Source organism: Streptomyces griseoloalbus (assembly GCA_014650015.1).
Taxonomy (GTDB): domain Bacteria; phylum Actinomycetota; class Actinomycetes; order Streptomycetales; family Streptomycetaceae; genus Streptomyces; species Streptomyces griseoloalbus.
The window spans coordinates 153,584-171,219 of the sequence record BMUD01000011.1; the positions used below are offsets into that span (position 1 = coordinate 153,584).

At 71.2% G+C, this 17,636-nt stretch carries 16 protein-coding genes; 14 read left to right on the forward strand and 2 right to left on the reverse strand.

Going from position 1 to position 17,636, the window contains the following annotated elements; all coding sequences use genetic code 11:
- Positions 1-91: 91 nt before the first annotated feature.
- The 8 genes from recG (at position 92) to mutM (ending at position 7,369) form a co-directional block, all read left to right on the forward strand.
- A complete protein-coding gene (gene recG / locus IE178_RS18655; protein WP_184764121.1) occupies positions 92-2,299 on the forward strand; it encodes an ATP-dependent DNA helicase RecG in 2,208 nt (735 codons plus the stop codon).
- A gap of 72 nt (positions 2,300-2,371) precedes the next feature.
- Positions 2,372-2,959, forward strand: coding sequence for a 16S rRNA (guanine(966)-N(2))-methyltransferase RsmD (gene rsmD, locus IE178_RS18660; RefSeq protein ID WP_193513097.1), 588 nt, complete (start codon positions 2,372-2,374; stop codon positions 2,957-2,959).
- Positions 2,960-2,985: 26 nt separating this feature from the next.
- Positions 2,986-3,465 carry a pantetheine-phosphate adenylyltransferase gene (gene coaD, locus IE178_RS18665; protein WP_184764123.1) on the forward strand — a complete coding sequence of 160 codons (480 nt, stop codon included), beginning with the start codon at positions 2,986-2,988 and terminating at the stop codon, positions 3,463-3,465.
- Positions 3,466-3,562: 97 nt separating this feature from the next.
- Complete coding sequence (locus IE178_RS18670; protein ID WP_193513098.1) at positions 3,563-4,642, forward strand: F0F1 ATP synthase subunit B; 1,080 nt, start codon at positions 3,563-3,565, stop codon at positions 4,640-4,642.
- Positions 4,643-4,770: 128 nt separating this feature from the next.
- Positions 4,771-5,415, forward strand: a complete 645-nt coding sequence (locus IE178_RS18675; protein ID WP_184764125.1) for a YceD family protein — start codon at positions 4,771-4,773, stop codon at positions 5,413-5,415.
- Positions 5,416-5,417: 2 nt separating this feature from the next.
- Complete coding sequence (gene rpmF, locus IE178_RS18680; protein ID WP_007493396.1) at positions 5,418-5,591, forward strand: 50S ribosomal protein L32; 174 nt, start codon at positions 5,418-5,420, stop codon at positions 5,589-5,591.
- Between the two features lie 19 nt (positions 5,592-5,610).
- Positions 5,611-6,429: a ribonuclease III gene (gene rnc / locus IE178_RS18685; RefSeq protein ID WP_184764126.1), complete on the forward strand. Its 819-nt coding sequence runs from the start codon at positions 5,611-5,613 to the stop codon at positions 6,427-6,429.
- A 79-nt stretch (positions 6,430-6,508) separates the two neighbouring features.
- On the forward strand, positions 6,509-7,369 hold the full coding sequence (gene mutM, locus IE178_RS18690) for a bifunctional DNA-formamidopyrimidine glycosylase/DNA-(apurinic or apyrimidinic site) lyase (protein ID WP_184764127.1): 861 nt from the start codon (positions 6,509-6,511) through the stop codon (positions 7,367-7,369).
- Here the strand turns inward: mutM and IE178_RS18695 are convergent.
- A complete protein-coding gene (locus IE178_RS18695; protein ID WP_184764128.1) occupies positions 7,342-7,743 on the reverse strand; it encodes a winged helix-turn-helix transcriptional regulator in 402 nt (133 codons plus the stop codon). The two genes, mutM and IE178_RS18695, sit on opposite strands and share 28 nt — an antisense overlap.
- A 131-nt stretch (positions 7,744-7,874) precedes the next feature.
- Between IE178_RS18695 and IE178_RS18700 the strand changes: the two genes are divergently transcribed.
- Positions 7,875-8,144 (forward strand): hypothetical protein, encoded by a 270-nt coding sequence (locus tag IE178_RS18700; protein ID WP_193513099.1) that lies wholly within the window; start codon positions 7,875-7,877, stop codon positions 8,142-8,144.
- 106 nt (positions 8,145-8,250) lie between these two features.
- Here IE178_RS18700 and IE178_RS18705 read toward each other — a convergent pair whose 3' ends face one another.
- Positions 8,251-9,453 carry a CAP domain-containing protein gene (locus IE178_RS18705; RefSeq protein ID WP_193513100.1) on the reverse strand — a complete coding sequence of 401 codons (1,203 nt, stop codon included), beginning with the start codon at positions 9,451-9,453 and terminating at the stop codon, positions 8,251-8,253.
- Between the two features lie 174 nt (positions 9,454-9,627).
- Here IE178_RS18705 and IE178_RS18710 point away from each other — a divergent pair, with 174 nt between their 5' ends.
- From IE178_RS18710 to ftsY, 5 genes are all read left to right on the forward strand, one after another.
- Positions 9,628-9,909 (forward strand): acylphosphatase, encoded by a 282-nt coding sequence (locus IE178_RS18710; protein ID WP_184764131.1) that lies wholly within the window; start codon positions 9,628-9,630, stop codon positions 9,907-9,909.
- A 379-nt stretch (positions 9,910-10,288) separates the two neighbouring features.
- The gene (locus IE178_RS18715) at positions 10,289-10,492 is read left to right on the forward strand and encodes a hypothetical protein (protein WP_184764132.1); all 204 of its coding nucleotides are present in this window, start codon (positions 10,289-10,291) and stop codon (positions 10,490-10,492) included.
- Between the two features lie 255 nt (positions 10,493-10,747).
- Positions 10,748-14,356, forward strand: a complete 3,609-nt coding sequence (gene smc / locus IE178_RS18720) for a chromosome segregation protein SMC (protein ID WP_193513101.1) — start codon at positions 10,748-10,750, stop codon at positions 14,354-14,356.
- 193 nt (positions 14,357-14,549) lie between these two features.
- Positions 14,550-15,968 carry a sugar porter family MFS transporter gene (locus tag IE178_RS18725; protein WP_193513102.1) on the forward strand — a complete coding sequence of 473 codons (1,419 nt, stop codon included), beginning with the start codon at positions 14,550-14,552 and terminating at the stop codon, positions 15,966-15,968.
- Positions 15,969-16,391: 423 nt separating this feature from the next.
- Positions 16,392-17,594, forward strand: a complete 1,203-nt coding sequence (ftsY, locus tag IE178_RS18730; RefSeq protein WP_184764239.1) for a signal recognition particle-docking protein FtsY — start codon at positions 16,392-16,394, stop codon at positions 17,592-17,594.
- The last annotated feature ends 42 nt before the right edge of the window (positions 17,595-17,636 follow it).

Sequence of the window (17,636 nt, forward strand, 5' to 3'; positions counted from 1 at the left end):
GAACCCGGACCCCCGCCTGACCAGGGGTTTCCCGAGACTTGACCGAAGCCGCCGCCCCGCGCCCCACCCATTGTCGGTGCCGTGGTGTGCAATGGATCTCGTGCCCGCACTGGAAGAACCACTGAAAAAGGTGCTCGGCCCCGCCACCGCCAAGGTGATGGCCGAGCACCTCGGCCTGCACACCGTCGGCGACCTCCTCCACCACTATCCGCGCAGATACGAGGAGCGAGGACAGCTCACCCACCTCGCCGACCTGCCCATGGACGAGCACGTCACGGTGGTCGCCCAGGTCGCCGACGCCCGCCTGCACACCTTCGCCTCCGCCAAGGCCCCGCGCGGCAAGGGCCAGCGCCTGGAGGTGACCATCACGGACGGCAGTGGCCGACTGCAACTGGTCTTCTTCGGCGCCGGCGTCCACAAACCGCACAAGGAACTCCTGCCGGGCACCCGGGCGCTGTTCGCCGGCAAGGTCTCCGTCTTCAACCGCCGTCTCCAACTCGCCCACCCCGCTTACGAATTGCTGCGCGGAGACACCGAGGAGACGGTCGAGACCTGGGCCGGCGCCCTCATCCCGATCTACCCCGCCACGGCCAAACTGGAGTCCTGGAAGATCGGCAAGGCGCTCCAGACGGTCCTGCCCAGCGCCCAGGAGGCCGCCGACCCGCTCCCGGAGTCCCTGCGCGACGGCCGCGGACTGGTCCCGCTCCCCGAGGCCCTGCTGAAGATCCACCGACCGCACACCAAGGCGGACATCGAGGAGGCCCGCGCGCGCCTCAAATGGGACGAGGCCTTCGTCCTCCAGGTCGCCCTGGCCCGCCGCCGCCACGCCGACGCCCAGCTCCCGGCCGTCGCCCGCCGGCCGAAGCCGGACGGCCTGCTCACCGCCTTCGACGACCGCCTCCCCTTCACCCTCACCGACGGCCAGCAGAAGGTCTCCGGCGAGATCTTCGACGACCTCGCGACCGAACACCCCATGCACCGGCTGCTCCAGGGCGAGGTCGGCAGCGGTAAGACCATGGTCGCCCTGCGCGCCATGCTCGCCGTCGTCGACGCGGGCGGGCAGGCGGCGATGCTCGCGCCCACCGAGGTGCTCGCCCAGCAACACCACAGGTCGGTCACCGAGATGATGGGGGAGCTGGCCGAGGGAGGGATGCTCGGGGGAGTGGACGACGCCACCAAGGTGGTCCTGCTCACCGGGTCCATGGGCGCGGCGGCGCGGCGCCGGGCCCTGCTCGACCTGGCCACCGGCGAGGCCGGCATCGTCATCGGCACCCACGCGCTGATCGAGGACAAGGTGCGGTTCCACGACCTGGGCCTGGTCGTGGTCGACGAACAGCACCGCTTCGGCGTGGAGCAGCGCGACGCCCTGCGCGGCAAGGGCAAGCAGCCCCCGCACCTGCTGGTCATGACCGCCACGCCCATCCCGCGCACGGTCGCCATGACCGTCTTCGGAGACCTGGAGACCTCTGTCCTCGATCAGCTCCCGGCCGGCCGCTCACCCATCGCCAGCCATGTCGTCCCGGCCGCCGACAAACCCCACTTCCTCGCCCGCGCCTGGGAGCGGGTGCGCGAGGAGGTGGCCAACGGCCACCAGGCCTATGTGGTCTGTCCGCGCATCGGCGACGAGGAGGAGGCCCCGAAGGGGGCGGCGAAGAAGAAGTCCCCCGAGGACGAGGCCGAGAAGCGGCCCCCGCTCGCCGTCCTCGACATCGCCGACCAGCTCGCGCAAGGGCCGCTGCGAGGGCTCCGGGTGGAGGTCCTGCACGGGCGTATGCAGCCCGACGACAAGGACGCCGTCATGCGCCGTTTCGCCGCCGGCGACGCCGACGTCCTGGTCGCCACGACCGTCATCGAGGTCGGCGTCAACGTCCCCAACGCCACCGCGATGGTGATCATGGACGCCGACCGCTTCGGCGTCTCCCAGCTCCACCAGCTGCGCGGCCGCGTCGGTCGCGGCTCCGCCCCCGGACTATGTCTGCTGGTCACCGAGATGCCCGAGGCGAGCGCGGCCCGGCAGCGGCTCAATGCCGTCGCCTCCACCCTCGACGGCTTCGAACTCTCCCGCATCGACCTGGAGCAGCGCCGCGAGGGCGACGTGCTGGGCCAGGCCCAGTCCGGCACCCGTTCCAGCCTGCGCATGCTCGCCGTCATCGAGGACGAGGAGATCATCGCCGAGGCCCGCGAGGAGGCCGCGAGGATCGTCGCCGCCGACCCGGACCTGACGCACCTGCCCGCCCTGCGCACGGCCCTGGACGCGCTGCTGGACGAGGAGCGGGAGCAGTACCTGGAGAAGGGCTGACAGACTGGTGAGGCCACCTACCGGGCACCGACCGAGCCCACCGACCGAGCACACACCGACAAGGACGAGGACATGACTCGCGTGATCGCCGGCGCGGCCGGTGGACGCCGCCTGGCCGTACCGCCGGGGCAGGGGACCCGCCCCACCTCCGACCGCGCGCGCGAAGGCCTCTTCTCCACCTGGCAGTCCCTGCTCGGCGGCCCGCTCGCGGGCGAACGCGTCCTCGACCTGTACGCCGGTTCCGGCGCCGTCGGCCTGGAGGCCCTGTCCCGGGGCGCCGGGCACGTCCTGCTGGTCGAGGCCGACGCCCGCGCCGTCCGCACGGTCCGCGAGAACGTGACGTCGCTCCAACTCCCCGGCGCCGAGGTCAGATCCGGCAAAGCGGAACAGATCATCCGCACGGCGCCCCCGCAGGAGCCGTACGACCTGGTCTTCCTCGACCCGCCCTACGCCGTCCCGGACGGCGATCTTCGCGAGATCCTGCTCACACTCCGCTCACAGGGCTGGCTCACGGAAGAAGCCCTCGTCACCGTGGAGCGCAGTACCAGAGGCGGAGAATTCGGCTGGCCGCCCGGATTCGAGGCGATCCGGGCCCGCCGCTACGGCGAGGGAACGTTTTGGTACGGTCGCGCCGCCTCTATGTGCGAAGACGCACGATGACCGGACCGGAGAGCGAGGGATCACAAGTGCGCCGCGCCGTATGCCCCGGGTCGTTCGACCCGATCACCAACGGACACCTCGACATCATCGCCCGGGCCTCCCGGCTGTACGACGAGGTCTACGTCGCGGTGATGATCAACCAGTCCAAGAAGGGCCTGTTCGAGATCGAGGAGCGGATCGACCTGATCCGCCGGGTCACCGCCGAGTACGGCAACGTCCGCGTCGAGGCCTTCCACGGCCTGCTCGTCGACTTCTGCAAACAGCGCGAGATCCCCGCCATCGTCAAGGGCCTGCGCGCGGTCAGCGACTTCGACTACGAGCTGCAGATGGCCCAGATGAACAACGGCCTCTCCGGCGTCGAGACCCTCTTCGTCCCCACCAACCCCACCTACAGCTTCCTGTCCTCCTCGCTCGTCAAGGAAGTCGCGGCCTGGGGCGGAGACGTCTCCCACCTGGTGCCGCCGGAGGTCCTGACGGCCCTCGCCGAACGCCTGCGCAGGGACTGACGCCGCCGTACGGCCGTCCGGTGTCCACCGGGCGCCCGAGGGCCGTACAGTCGTCCCGTCCGTCTCCAACACAGCTGTAGAGAGTGGCGAGCACACGGTGGACGTGCAGAAGAAGCTCGACGAGATCGTCGCCGCGGTCTCCAGTGCCCGGTCGATGCCCATGTCGGCCTCGTGCGTGGTCAACCGCGCCGAACTGCTCTCGATGCTCGACGAGGTGCGCGCGGCGCTGCCCGACTCCCTCGCCCAGGCGGAGGAGTTGATCGGCGGTCGGGAGCAGATGGTCGAGCAGGCCCGTCAGGAGGCCGAGCGGATCATCGAGAGCGCCCACGCCCAGCGCGGCTCCCTGATCTCCGACACCGAGATCGCCCGCCGCTCCCAGTCCGAGGCCGACCGGATCCTCGCCGAGGCCCGCAAGGAGGCCGAGGAGATCCGCGCGGAGGCCGACGACTACGTCGACTCCAAGCTCGCCAACTTCGAGGTCGTCCTCACCAAGACCCTCGGCTCCGTCGGCCGCGGCCGCGAGAAGCTGCTCGGCACCGGACCCGGCCTCGACGAGCAGGGCTACGCGGACGAGGACGCCCCCGAGCGCAGCCACGACCCCGAGACCCTGCGCCGCAGCGCCGACGAATACGTCGACATCAAGCTCGGCGCCTTCGAGGCGGTCCTCGCCAAGACCCTGGAGGCGGTCGGCCGCGGCCGCCAGAAGCTGCACGGCCGGATCGCCTCCGACGACCTCGGCGCCCTCGCCGACGACCTCACGACCCTCCAGCACTCCAGCGACGCCGACTACCTCGCCGACCTCGCGACGGTCACGGAGCAGGCCGCCCCGGCCAGGCAGCCCGAACCGCAGCGGCAGACGTACGCCCAGCCGGAGCCCGCGTTCGGCTACCAGGAGCAGCCGGACCCCTACGCCGGCTACCAGCAGCAGTACGGCGGCCCGCAGGACCCCGACCCCTACGGCTACCAGCAGGCCGACCCGTACGCCGCCTACCAGGGCTACGACGCCCAGCAGCAGGCGTACGACCCGAACCAGGCGCAGCAGCCCCCGCAGGACCAGCAGGCGCACCAGACCCAGCAGGCCCAGCAGGGCTACGCCCTGGACGAGACCAGCCTCTTCGACACCAGCATGATCACGCCCGAACAGCTGCGGGCCTACGAGCGCGAGCGGGGCCTGTAGGGGCGGATTGGGCCGAGAGCGAAAGGTCCAGTATCCTGGCTCTTCGGTCGCGCGTATGTCCGCGATCAAAGCTGCCCGGGAACATCGTGCGGCAGCGCATCCTCTGAGCTCGAAGACCGAAAGCAGGAATGGCCCTGAACGCCCGCCTCGACCACCGGAACCCCCTCGTGTTCGACACGCACGAGCTGGGGCGGCGGCCCGGTGCGCTGCAGCGCCTGACCCGCACGGTCGACGCTCCCAGGGACCTCGGTATCAAGGAGGTCGTCGGAGTGCCGGAAGGCACCCCGGTGGAGCTCGACCTCCGGCTCGAGTCGGTCATGGAAGGTGTGCTCGTCACAGGCACCGCCCGTGCGAAGGCCGAGGGGGAGTGCGTAAGGTGTCTGGAGCCGCTGGAGCTGGAGCTCGAAGCGGACTTCCAGGAGATGTTCTCGTACCCTGACGCCGACGACCGGGGCCGCGTGATCGCGGAACCGGGCGACGACGCCGAGGACGACGAGGACAGGCTCTTCATCGAGGACGGTCTGTTCGACCTCGAGCCTGTGCTGCGTGATGCGGTGGTGCTCGCACTGCCGATGCAGCCGGTGTGCCAGGAAGACTGCCCGGGTCTGTGCTCCGAGTGCGGAGCACGGCTCGCTGACGACCCGGACCACCACCATGACGCCGTCGACATCCGTTGGGCGGCATTGCAGGGACTCGCCGGCACCATGAAGGACGGCGAGAAGGACGAGATGAGCGGCGCCGAACCGGGCGTCGACGAGAAGCAGGAGAAGTAGCCGTGGCTGTTCCGAAGCGGAAGATGTCGCGCAGCAACACGCGCCACCGCCGGTCGCAGTGGAAGGCTGCGGTCCCCACCCTGGTTGCGTGCGAGCGCTGCCACGAGCCCAAGCTGCAGCACATCGCGTGCCCGTCTTGCGGCACCTACAACAAGCGCCAGGTCCTCGAGGTCTGAGCGGCTGGTGAGAGGCACTGTGTCCACGCCGAAGAAAAACTCTGCGGACAACCAGGCCTCGTCCCACACGCTTCTGGAAGGGCGGCTCGGCTATCAGGTCGAGTCCGCCCTTCTGGTGCGCGCGCTGACCCACCGTTCCTACGCGTACGAGAACGGCGGTCTGCCGACGAACGAGCGGCTGGAGTTCCTCGGGGACTCCGTGCTCGGCCTCGTCGTCACGGACACGCTGTACCGCACCCATCCCGACCTGCCCGAAGGCCAGCTGGCCAAGTTGCGGGCCGCGGTGGTCAACTCGCGTGCGCTGGCGGAAGTGGGCCGTGGGCTCGAACTGGGCTCCTTCATCCGGCTCGGCCGGGGTGAAGAGGGCACGGGCGGCCGGGACAAGGCATCCATCCTCGCCGACACCCTCGAAGCGGTGATCGGCGCGGTCTATCTCGACCAGGGCCTGGACTCGGCGGCGGAGCTGGTGCACCGCCTGTTCGACCCGCTGATCGAGAAGTCCTCGAATCTCGGTGCCGGCCTGGACTGGAAGACCAGTCTCCAGGAACTCACCGCGACCGAAGGGCTCGGCGTGCCCGAGTACCTGGTCACGGAGACCGGCCCCGACCATGAGAAGACCTTCACTGCTGCCGCCCGCGTCGGAGGCGTCTCGTACGGCACCGGCACCGGCCGCAGCAAGAAGGAGGCGGAGCAGCAGGCCGCCGAGTCCGCCTGGCGGTCCATCAAGGCCGCGGCGGACGAGCGCGCCAAGGCGGCGGCGGAGGCCGAGGAGGTCGTCCACGCCGCCGAAGCCGAAGCCTCCGGGAAGAGTGCCGACGCCCCGTCGGCCTCCGCCTGACGAACAGCACGACCCCGAGCGCCCGCCCCGACCCGGGGCGGGCGCTCGGCGCTCGTCCACCGGTTTCTTGGAGGGGAACATGCCCGAGCTGCCCGAGGTCGAGGTCGTACGGCGCGGACTCGAGCGGTGGGTCGCCCACCGGACCGTCGCCGAGGCCGAGGTGCTGCATCCGCGCGCGGTGCGCCGCCACCTCGCCGGTGCCGACGACTTCACGCACCGGCTGGAGGGCCACCGCATCGGCGTTCCCCGCCGCCGCGGGAAGTACCTCTGGCTGCCGCTGGAGGACACCGGCCAGTCGGTGCTGGCCCACCTCGGCATGAGCGGTCAGCTGCTGGTCCAGCCGCACACGGCGCCGGACGAGAAGCACCTGCGCATCCGCGTCCGCTTCACCGACGATCTCGCCACGGAACTGCGCTTCGTCGACCAGCGCACCTTCGGCGGGCTGTCATTGCACGACAACACCCCCGACGGCCTGCCCGACGTCATCGCGCACATCGCCCGGGACCCCCTCGACCCGCTCTTCGACGACGAGGCCTTCCACCGCGCGCTGCGCCGCAAGCGGACCACCGTCAAGCGCGCCCTGCTCGACCAGTCACTGATCAGCGGCGTCGGCAACATCTACGCGGACGAGGCGCTGTGGCGGGCGCGCATCCACTACGAGCGCCCGACGGCCGGCTTCACCCGCCCGCGCACCCTGCTGCTGCTGGGCCATGTCCGGGACGTCATGAACGCCGCCCTCGCGGTGGGCGGGACCAGCTTCGACAGCCTCTACGTCAACGTCAACGGCGAGTCCGGCTACTTCGACCGGTCCCTGGACGCCTACGGCCGCGAGGGCCTGCCCTGCCGCCGCTGCGGCACACCGATGCGCCGGAGGGCGTGGATGAACCGCTCCAGTTACTTCTGCCCGAGGTGTCAGCGGGCGCCGCGCGTCCCGTCGTAGCGCTCACGCGCCTGGAGTACGGCCTCCATGCTGCCCTCCACGTAATGGATGAGGGACAGCAGACGCCCGGCGACCTCGCGGCCCAGCGGGGTCAGTTCGTAGTCCACGCGGGGCGGGTTGGTCGGCTGTGCCTCGCGGTGCACCAGCCCGTCGCGCTCCAGCGCGTGCAGCGTCTGGGACAGCATCTTCTCGCTCACGCCGTCGACCCGGCGGCGCAACTCGTTGAACCGGAGCGAGCCCTCGTGCAGCGCGCCCAGGGTGAGCGCGCCCCAGCGTCCCGTCACATGCTCCAGCGTGCCGCGGGAGGGGCACGCCTTGGCGAACACGTTGAAGGGGAGCTCCTGCCCCTCCGGGCGTCGCTGCATGGTCGTCATACCTCAAGCCTACGTCAGAACAGCGCTAACCAACAGGTTGCACTAACTAGAAGTTAGTGCTTTCGCAGTGCAGACGGCCTGCTGCTTCGCCCGCCCCCGTGTCGTGTGAGCCCTTCCGAGGAGCGCCTTCCGTGACCACCCCTGTCGTATCCATCGCCCATCACTCCGGCTTCGGCCACACCGCCGTCCTCGCCGAGGCGGTGCGCGCGGGTGCCGCCGACACCGGCGCCGAAATGCACCTGAGCCTCGGCGTCTTCACCGGCGCCGCCGCCCAGACCAACGTCGACGAGGGCCCGGACGCCGTCCACCAGGCCGGCATCGCCACGGCGGAACACCTGGGCCGCAGGGTGGCCCGGACCGCCGAGGTCTTCCTCCGGGGCCGGTCCGCCGTCGCCGCGTGAAGACCGCGAGAACCGCGAGAACCGCGAAGACCGCGAAGACCGCGAAGACGGCGACGGGCGGGCCGGGATGTCCCCGGCCCGCCCGCCCCCGGTGCACCGCGTACCGCTAGTAGCCGAAGTTCTGGGTCCACCACGGGCCGCCCGGACCCATGCGGACCCCCACGCCCAGCGTCGTGAAGTCGCAGTTCAGTATGTTCGCCTTGTGGCCGGGGCTGTCCATCCAGGCCTGCATGACGGCCTCGGCGTCGGCCTGGCCGCGGGCGATGTTCTCGCCGCCGAGGTTGCTTATGCCGGCCGTCTTGGCCCTGTCCCACGGGGTGTCGCCGTCGGGGTCCGTGTGGTCGAAGAAGCCCCGCTGGGCCATGTCGTCGCTGAACGCCGTGGCCAGGTCGGTCAGCGCGCTGTTCGCGGCGACCGGGCTGCAGCCCACCTTGGCCCGCTCCTGGTTGACCAGCCTGAGCACCTCGGCCCCGGCGGCGGACTCCGCCGGTACGGTCACCGGGCTGCTCGTCTTCTCCTCCGGCTCCGGCGAGGCCTTGCGGGACGGCGCCTTCTCCGCCGCCTCGCTCGGGGGCGCCGCGGGCTTCTTCTCCGGCTTCTTCTCCGGGGTCTTCGTCGGCTCGGCGGAGGCGGAGGTCGGCGCGGACGGCTCGGGCGAGGCGGAGCGCTCGGAGCCGCTCTTCGCCGGGGTGCCGGTGTCCCGGCCCTCGGTCTCCACGCTGCCGGACGCGCCGCCCTGCTCGCTGGGCAGGTTGGTCGGCGTGTCCCCGGCCTGCACCGTGTCACTGGAGGTGCTGTCGCCGCCGAGCTGGTAGTTCTCCAAGCCGGGCACCGCGCCTGTGGCCACCGCGACCGCGCCGAGGGCCATCGCGGCGGAGACCCCGAGCAGGCCGGTGCGGACCGGCGCGGCCTTCTTCTTCCGGCGCCGGTGTCCACCGGCGCCGGGGGCGCCCTCGCCGGGTGCGAAGCCGTCGTCGGGGAGGCCGCCACCGGCGAAGGCGTGACCGGACCGGTCCCGGCCCGTGGAGAAGTCGCTGCCCGGGAAGCCGCCCCGGGCGAAGTCGTTCTCGGCTGAGTGCCCGGCGCCGTCGTCCGGCGCGAAGAGGTACGCCTCGCTCTTCGCGTACGTCTCGGCGTAGGCCTCGTAGGCCTCAGGGTTCAGATACGGGGCTATGCCCATCGTGGGCGGGCCGTCCGCCCGGCCGTTCAGCGGGGCGGGGCCGCCGTCGTGGGGGCCGTCGGTGTGAGTGTCCCCGGTGGCGCGGCCCGTGGCGGCGCGGCCGGCGGCGGAGCGTCGGTGGCGTCCCATGTCCTGGCCTTCCTCGTCCTTGCGGTCGACTCGTCCTCGCGACCAAGCGAAACTCGATGATCACGAAACTCACACGAATGAGTGAGTTTCATTGAGATTCTTGGGTGGGGACGGTACCGCATGGCGCCAGGGGGGCGAGTGCCCCGAGTGACATTGTCCGGTTAGGTTGCAGCCATGAGTGAGGAAGTGCGACTGGTCGCCTGGGTGCGAGGGCGCGTCCAAGGTGTGGGTTTCCGCTGGTTCACGCGGGCCAAGGCGCTGGAGATCGGCGGCCTGAGTGGTTTTGCTCTCAATCTGGGCGACGGCCGGGTCCAGGTGGTCGCCGAGGGCTCCCGCGAACGCTGCGAGGGGCTGCTCGGGTGGCTCCAGGCCGGCGACACGCCCGGGCGCGTGGACGGAGTCACCGAGATCTGGGACACACCGCGCGGCGGCTACGACGGCTTCGCCGTCCGCTGATCACGCCTCCCGCGGCGGGCCCGCGCCAGGGGGCGGGATCAGTGCGACGGGCCCTCTTCGACGAAAACGTCCTGGTGATTGCCGACAACCGCTTGCCGTGGGCGGCTCCAGCCGCCAAGATGATCGCCACGCCCCGAGGACCCGCAAGTGTCGCGGCGCCGCCGTTTCCCGGCCGTGCGCGCCCGGTTGTCCGCCGATACGGGGCGTGATCGTGTTGACCCTCAAACTTTTTGGTGAGACGCTGAAAGCCCCGCGCACCTTAGCTGTTTGGCATGGCTGAACGGCAACACAACTGCAGGCCTGCCAAGCATCGCGGGTGCGAAATCCCTCACGACCCGCACCGCATCGGTCGGTCACTCATTGTGGAGGACCATCCATCATGGCAAAGGCGCTTCTCGGTTACGTCGGCGGCTCCGACCCGCGACTCCTCGCCGAGATGCGACGGCTCCAGCAGCGCGTACAGGACCTGGAATCCGAGCTCGGCAGGATCCAGGCGGAAAACGACGCGCTGACGGCTGCCGCTTCTCACGACAGGATCATGGAGAGCGTTGACGCACACCAGGCGGAGCCTGCGCTCACCTGATCACTGCACCGCTCCACGAACAGCACAGCAGTGGTCGGGCCGCCCGTCACAACCGCCAAGCAGTCAGAAGTGCAAGGGACGCCCCACGGCGTCCCTTCTTTCTTTCTCCTCCGCGTCCTCGCCCCCGCTGCCCCGTACCCCTCCCTGTCCCGCGCATCCTTTCACCTTCTTCAACGTCTGGTGTGCCCTGCGCGTTCACCCGCGAAACCGTGCGTTCATGGAGTGGCACTTTCCCGGCGGGTAGAGTCCGGCGGCGTGCACCTCAAGGCCCTGACCCTCCGCGGCTTCAAGTCGTTCGCCTCGGCGACCACGCTCCGGTTCGAGCCGGGCATCACGTGCGTCGTCGGCCCGAACGGCTCGGGCAAGTCCAATGTCGTGGACGCGCTCAGCTGGGTCATGGGCGAGCAGGGCGCCAAGTCGCTGCGCGGCGGCAAGATGGAGGACGTCATCTTCGCCGGCACCACCGGCCGCCCGCCGCTGGGCCGTGCCGAGGTGTCGCTGACCATCGACAACTCCGACGGCGCCCTGCCCATCGAGTACTCCGAGGTCACCATCACGCGGATCATGTTCCGCAACGGCGGCAGCGAATACCAGATCAACGGCGACACCTGCCGACTCCTCGACATCCAGGAACTGCTCTCCGACTCCGGCATCGGCCGCGAGATGCACGTCATCGTCGGCCAGGGCCGGCTCGACTCCGTCCTGCACGCCGACCCCATGGGCCGCCGCGCCTTCATCGAGGAGGCCGCCGGCGTCCTCAAGCACCGCAAGCGCAAGGAGAAGGCGCTGCGCAAGCTGGACGCGATGCAGGCCAACCTCGCACGCGTGCAGGACCTGACGGACGAGCTCCGGCGACAGCTCAAGCCCCTCGGCCGCCAGGCCGCGGTCGCCCGCAGGGCCGCCGTCATCCAGGCCGACCTGCGCGACGCCCGGCTGCGCCTGCTCGCCGACGACCTCGTGCGGCTGCGCGAGGCGCTCCGGGCCGAGATCGCCGACGAGGCCGCCCTCAAGGAACGCAAGGAGGCGGCCGAGACCGAGCTGAAGAAGGCCCTCCAGCGCGAGGCACTCCTGGAGGACGAGGTACGCCGGCTCACCCCGCGGCTGCGGAAGGCCCAGCAGACCTGGTACGAGCTGTCCCAGCTCGCCGAGCGGGTGCGCGGCACCATCTCGCTGGCCGACGCGCGCGTGAAGAGCGCGACCTCCGCGCCCCCCGAGGAGCGGCGCGGCCGTGACCCCGAGGACATGGAGCGCGAGGCCGCCCGTATCCGCGAGCAGGAGGCCGAACTGGAGGCCGCCCTGGAGGCGGCCGAGCGCGCCCTGGAGGACACGGTCGCCCACCGCGCGGAGCTGGAACGCGAACTCGCCCAGGAGGAACGGCGCCTGAAGGACGCCGCGCGGGCCATCGCCGACCGGCGCGAGGGACTGGCCCGGCTCAGGGGACAGGTCGGCGCGGCCCGTTCGCGTGCCGCCGCCGCGCAGGCCGAGATCGAGCGTCTGGCCGACGCCCGCGACGAGGCCCAGGAGCGGGCCGTCGCCGCCCAGGAGGAGTACGAGGCACTGCGGACCGAGGTCGACGGCCTCGACGCCGGGGACGCCGAACTCGCCGAGCGGCACGAGACGGCCAAGCAGCGGCTCGGCGAGGCCGAGGCCGCCCTCACCGCCGCCCGCGAGGCGGCCACCGCCGCGGAACGAAAGCGGGCCGCGACCCAGGCCCGCCATGAGGCGCTGGCGCTCGGCCTGCGCCGCAAGGACGGCACCGGGGCCCTGCTGGGCGCGAAGGACCGCCTCACGGGGTTGCTGGGCCCGGCCGCGGAACTGCTGACGGTGACGGCCGGCTACGAGGTGCCGCTCGCGGCCGCGCTCGGCGCGGCGGCGGACGCCCTCGCGGTCACCTCACCGTCCGCCGCGGCCGATGCGATCCGGCTGCTGCGCAAGCAGGACGCGGGCCGGGCCACCCTGCTCGTGTCGGGGGCGCCGCGGTCGCCGGGACCCGGCACGGACGACGGGACAACCGCCCCGAGGGCCGCGGGGAACCGCACGACCGGCCCCGACGAACCCGCGGCCGCCCTGCCCGCCGAGCGCCTCGTGAGTGGACCCGCGGAACTCATGCCGGCCGTACGACGGCTGCTGGGCGGGACCGTCGTCGTCGGCACCCTGGAGGACGCCGAGGAACTCGTCCGCGCCCACCCCGACCTCACCGCCGTCACCGCGGAAGGAGATCTGCTCGGCGCCCACTTCGCGACGGGCGGTTCGGCAGGCGCCCCCAGCCTGCTGGAAGTGCAGGCGTCCGTGGACGAGGCCGCCGCCGAGCTGGACGAGCTGGCCGTGCGGTGCGAGGAGCTGGCCGGGGCACAGACCGCGGCGGCCGGACGCCGCCAGGAGTGCGCGGCGCTCGTCGAGGAGCTGGGGGAGCGGCGCCGGGCCGCCGACCGGGAGAAGTCGTCCGTCGCCCAGCAGCTCGGCCGGCTCGCCGGGCAGGCGCGCGGCGCCGCCGGCGAGGCCGAGCGGGCCGGTGCCGCGGCGGCCCGGGCGCAGGAGGCCCTCGACAAGGCGCTCACCGAGGTCGAGGAACTCGCCGAACGGCTCGCGGTCGCGGAGGAGACGCCGTTCGAGGAGGAGCCCGACACCTCCGTGCGCGACCGGCTCGCCGCCGACGGGGCCAACGCCCGCCAGACGGAGATGGAGGCCCGCCTTCAGGTCCGTACGCACGAGGAGCGGGTCAAGGGGCTCGCCGGACGGGCCGACTCACTGGACCGGGCGGCCCGCGCGGAACGCGAGGCACGCGCGCGTGCCGAGCAGCGCCGGGCCCGGCTGCGGCACGAGGCGGCCGTCGCCGGTGCCGTCGCCTCCGGCGCCCGGCAGTTGCTCGCGCACGTCGAGGTCTCCTTGGCCCGCGCCGACGAGGAACGCGCTGCCGCCGAGGCGGCCAAGGCCCGCCGCGAGCAGGAACTCGCCCGTGCCCGCACCGAGGGGCGCGATCTCAAGGCGGAACTCGACAAGTTGACGGATTCAGTTCACCGGGGCGAGGTACTCGGCGCCGAGAAACGGCTGCGGATGGAGCAGCTGGAGACCAGGGCGCTGGAGGAACTGGGTGTCGAACCGGCCGGGCTGGTGTCGGAGTACGGCCCGCACCAGCTCGTGCCGCCCTCGCCCCCCGCCGAGGGCGAACAGCTGCCGGAGGACCCGGAGCACCCGCGCAACAGGCCCCGCCCCTTCGTGCGGGCCGAGCAGGAGAAGCGCCTGAAGGCCGCCGAGCGCGCCTACCAGCAGCTCGGCAAGGTGAACCCGCTCGCCCTGGAGGAGTTCGCGGCGCTGGAGGAACGCCACCAGTTCCTCAGCGAGCAGCTGGAGGACCTGAAGAAGACCCGCGCGGATCTGCTCCAGGTCGTCAAGGAGGTCGACGAACGCGTCGAACAGGTCTTCACCGAGGCCTACCGGGACACCGCCCGCGAGTTCGAGGGCGTCTTCTCCCGGCTGTTCCCCGGCGGTGAGGGGCGCCTGGTGCTGACGGACCCCGACAACATGCTCACCACGGGAGTGGACGTCGAGGCGCGTCCGCCCGGCAAGAAGGTCAAGCGGCTGTCGCTGCTCTCGGGCGGCGAGCGGTCGCTGACCGCCGTGGCGATGCTCGTGTCGATCTTCAAGGCGCGGCCCAGCCCGTTCTACGTCATGGACGAGGTCGAGGCCGCCCTCGACGACACCAACCTCCAGCGGCTGATCCGGATCATGCAGGAGCTGCAGGAGGCCTCGCAGCTGATCGTGATCACGCACCAGAAGCGCACCATGGAGGTCGCCGACGCGCTGTACGGCGTCTCCATGCAGGGCGACGGTGTGTCCAAGGTCATCAGCCAGCGTCTGCGGTAGAGCGACACAAAGCCTTCAAGTTCTGAACACCTTCTCTTCAGGTGCGTCTTCTAACTCACAGCAGGACCTCTATTGACTTCAATAGTTGAAGGCATAGTCTCTGAAACGTTGTGTTCACCTTCAGGTACCTTCAGCTGGACCTCGAAGGGCTGACCCCCATCCGGCGATGTTGCCGGTGGCCCGAGGAGTACACGTGACCAGCACCGCGCAGGCACAAAAGTCAGGAGCCAGGACGGCTCACCCCGAACATCTCGGGCATGTCATCTTCATCGCGGCGGCGGCCGCCATGGGCGGTTTCCTCTTCGGCTACGACAGCTCCGTGATCAACGGTGCCGTCGAGGCCATCCGAGGCCGCTACGACATCGGCTCCGCCGCGCTCGCGCAGGTCATCGCCGTCGCCCTGATCGGCTGTGCCATCGGCGCCGCGACCGCCGGGCGCATAGCCGACCGCATCGGCCGCATCCGGTGCATGCAGATCGCCGCGGTCCTGTTCACCATCAGCGCCGTCGGCTCCGCGCTGCCCTTCGCGCTGTACGACCTCGCCTTCTGGCGGATCGTCGGCGGCTTCGCCATCGGCATGGCCTCCGTCATCGGCCCGGCCTACATCGCCGAGGTCGCCCCGCCCGCCTACCGCGGCCGGCTCGGCTCCTTCCAGCAGGCCGCGATCGTGGTCGGCATCGCCGTGTCCCAGCTGGTCAACTGGGGCATCCTGAACGCCGCCGACGGCGACCAGCGCGGTGAGCTCCTGGGCCTGGAGGCCTGGCAGCTGATGCTCGGCGTCATGGTCGTCCCCGCCGTCCTCTACGGCCTGCTCTCCTTCGCCATCCCCGAGTCCCCGCGCTACCTGATCTCCGTCGGCAAGCACGAGCGCGCCCGGAAGATCCTCGAAGAGGTCGAGGGCAAGGGCATCGACCTCGACGCGCGTGTCACCGAGATCGAGTCGGCGATGCACCGCGAGGAGAAGTCCAGCTTCAAGGACCTGCTCGGCGGCAGCTTCTTCTTCAAGCCGATCGTCTGGATCGGTATCGGCCTGTCGGTGTTCCAGCAGTTCGTCGGCATCAACGTCGCGTTCTACTACTCCTCGACGCTGTGGCAGTCGGTCGGCGTCGACCCGACGGACTCGTTCCTCTACTCCTTCACCACGTCGATCATCAACATCGTCGGCACCGTCATCGCGATGATCTTCGTCGACCGCATCGGCCGCAGGCCGCTCGCGATCATCGGTTCGGTCGGCATGGTGATCGGCCTCGCCCTGGAGGCCTGGGCCTTCTCCTTCGACCTCGTCGACGGCAAGCTGCCCGCCACCCAGGGCTGGGTGGCCCTGGTCGCCGCCCACATCTTCGTCCTCTTCTTCGCCCTGTCGTGGGGTGTGGTCGTCTGGGTCATGCTCGGCGAGATGTTCCCCAACCGGATCCGCGCCGCCGCGCTGGGTGTCGCCGCCGCCGCGCAGTGGGTCGCCAACTGGGCCATCACCGCGAGCTTCCCCTCGCTGGCCGACTGGAACCTGTCGGTCACCTACGTGATCTACACGGCCTTCGCCGCGCTCTCCATCCCGTTCGTCCTGAAGTTCGTGAAGGAGACGAAGGGCAAGGCACTGGAGGAGATGGGTTAGGTCCTGCGCCAGTAGTTGATCGTTAGTAGTTGCGTGACTTTCTGCTGCTGGTGCGTCAGTCCCTCGTCGGGGCCCGAAGCCGGAAGGGTGGCGGCGCGCAATCCCGGACGGGCGAGTCCGGGCTCGCGCGGCTGGCCGGTCGGGGGTGTGTTTCCCCGGGCCGGCCGCCCGGGGCTGCCCGCCAGGCCCGGCGGCGGTGGACGGCGGCCGGTCCCCGAGCCCGCCCTCCCGCGGTCAGGGGCGGCGGCGCGCATGTCCCGGGTCCGCCGTCCGGCGCGCCCGCGGTGACCGGGCGGCTGTACGGCCGACACCGGCCGACGGTGCGTCAGGTCGGCGGGGGCGACCGCGCCGTGCGGCACGGACCGTGCGGCACGGGCCGGCATCGGGGCCACCGGGGAGCCCATGGCCGATACTGGACGCGTTATGGACATCGTCATCCTTGCTGTAGTCATCGCCGTGGTCGTGCTCGGCGCGCTCGGCGGGCTCATCGTCGGCAGCCGGCGCAAGAAGTCGCTGCCCCCGCCGCCGCCCGCCGCGCCCGACATCACCGCCCCTCCGGCCGAGCCGCATGTCGGCGACGAGGCCGAGACGCCGCGGGAGGAACCGCGGCGCACCATAGAGGAGGTTGATCTTCCGACGGGCGCCGGTCCCGTCGTCATCGAGGAGCCGTCCGCCGCCGAGGCTCCCGTGATCGAGATCCCGGAGCCCACCGCCGGCCGTCTGGTCCGGCTGCGCGCCCGTCTCTCCCGATCGCAGAACGCCCTGGGCCAGGGCCTGCTCACCCTGCTGTCCCGCGAGCACCTCGACGAGGACACCTGGGAGGAGATCGAGGACACCCTCCTCACCGCCGACGTCGGCGTGCAGCCCACCCAGGAACTGGTCGAGCGGCTGCGCGAGCGCGTGAAGGTGCTCGGCACCCGCACCCCCGCGGAGCTGCGCGGACTGCTCCGCGAGGAGCTGGTCACGCTGGTCGATCCCACGATGGACCGCACCGTGCACACCGAGAACGCCGCCGGCGGCCCCGGCATCGTGATGGTCGTCGGCGTCAACGGCACCGGCAAGACCACCACCACCGGCAAGCTCGCCCGGGTCCTGGTGGCCGACGGCAACACCGTCGTCCTCGGCGCCGCCGACACCTTCCGTGCCGCCGCCGCCGACCAGCTGCAGACCTGGGGCGAGCGGGTCGGCGCCCACACGGTGCGCGGTCCCGAGGCCGGTGACCCGGCCTCCGTCGCGTTCGACGCGGTCAAGGAGGGGAAGGAGATCGCCGCCGACGCCGTGCTCATCGACACCGCCGGCCGGCTGCACACCAAGACCGGCCTCATGGACGAGCTCGGCAAGGTCAAGCGGGTCGTGGAGAAGCAGGCCCCGCTGGACGAGGTGCTGCTCGTGCTCGACGCCACCACCGGCCAGAACGGTCTCGTCCAGGCCCGGGTCTTCGCCGAGGTCGTCGACATCACCGGCATCGTGCTCACCAAGCTGGACGGCACCGCCAAGGGCGGCATCGTGATCGCCGTGCAGCGGGAGCTGGGCGTGCCGGTCAAGCTGATCGGGCTCGGCGAGGGCGCCGACGACCTGGCACCCTTCGAGCCGGAGGCGTTCGTGGACGCCCTCATCGGGGAGTGACGTCCGGCGCCCCGGAAGGATCCGGCAGACGCGAAGAAGCGC

What these genes read in the sequence shown, in the direction of transcription:
- rsmD (WP_193513097.1), top strand. Translation starts at nt 2,372, where the DNA reads ATGACTCGCGTGATCGCCGGCGCGGCCGGTGGACGCCGCCTGGCCGTA.
- IE178_RS18675 (WP_184764125.1), top strand. Translation starts at nt 4,771, where the DNA reads ATGGCCCTGAACGCCCGCCTCGACCACCGGAACCCCCTCGTGTTCGAC.
- recG (WP_184764121.1), top strand. Translation starts at nt 92, where the DNA reads ATGGATCTCGTGCCCGCACTGGAAGAACCACTGAAAAAGGTGCTCGGC.
- IE178_RS18710 (WP_184764131.1), top strand. Translation starts at nt 9,628, where the DNA reads ATGAGTGAGGAAGTGCGACTGGTCGCCTGGGTGCGAGGGCGCGTCCAA.
- ftsY (WP_184764239.1), top strand. Translation starts at nt 16,392, where the DNA reads ATGGACATCGTCATCCTTGCTGTAGTCATCGCCGTGGTCGTGCTCGGC.
- IE178_RS18715 (WP_184764132.1), top strand. Translation starts at nt 10,289, where the DNA reads ATGGCAAAGGCGCTTCTCGGTTACGTCGGCGGCTCCGACCCGCGACTC.
- IE178_RS18695 (WP_184764128.1), bottom strand. Translation starts at nt 7,743, where the DNA reads ATGACGACCATGCAGCGACGCCCGGAGGGGCAGGAGCTCCCCTTCAAC.
- IE178_RS18705 (WP_193513100.1), bottom strand. Translation starts at nt 9,453, where the DNA reads ATGGGACGCCACCGACGCTCCGCCGCCGGCCGCGCCGCCACGGGCCGC.
- mutM (WP_184764127.1), top strand. Translation starts at nt 6,509, where the DNA reads ATGCCCGAGCTGCCCGAGGTCGAGGTCGTACGGCGCGGACTCGAGCGG.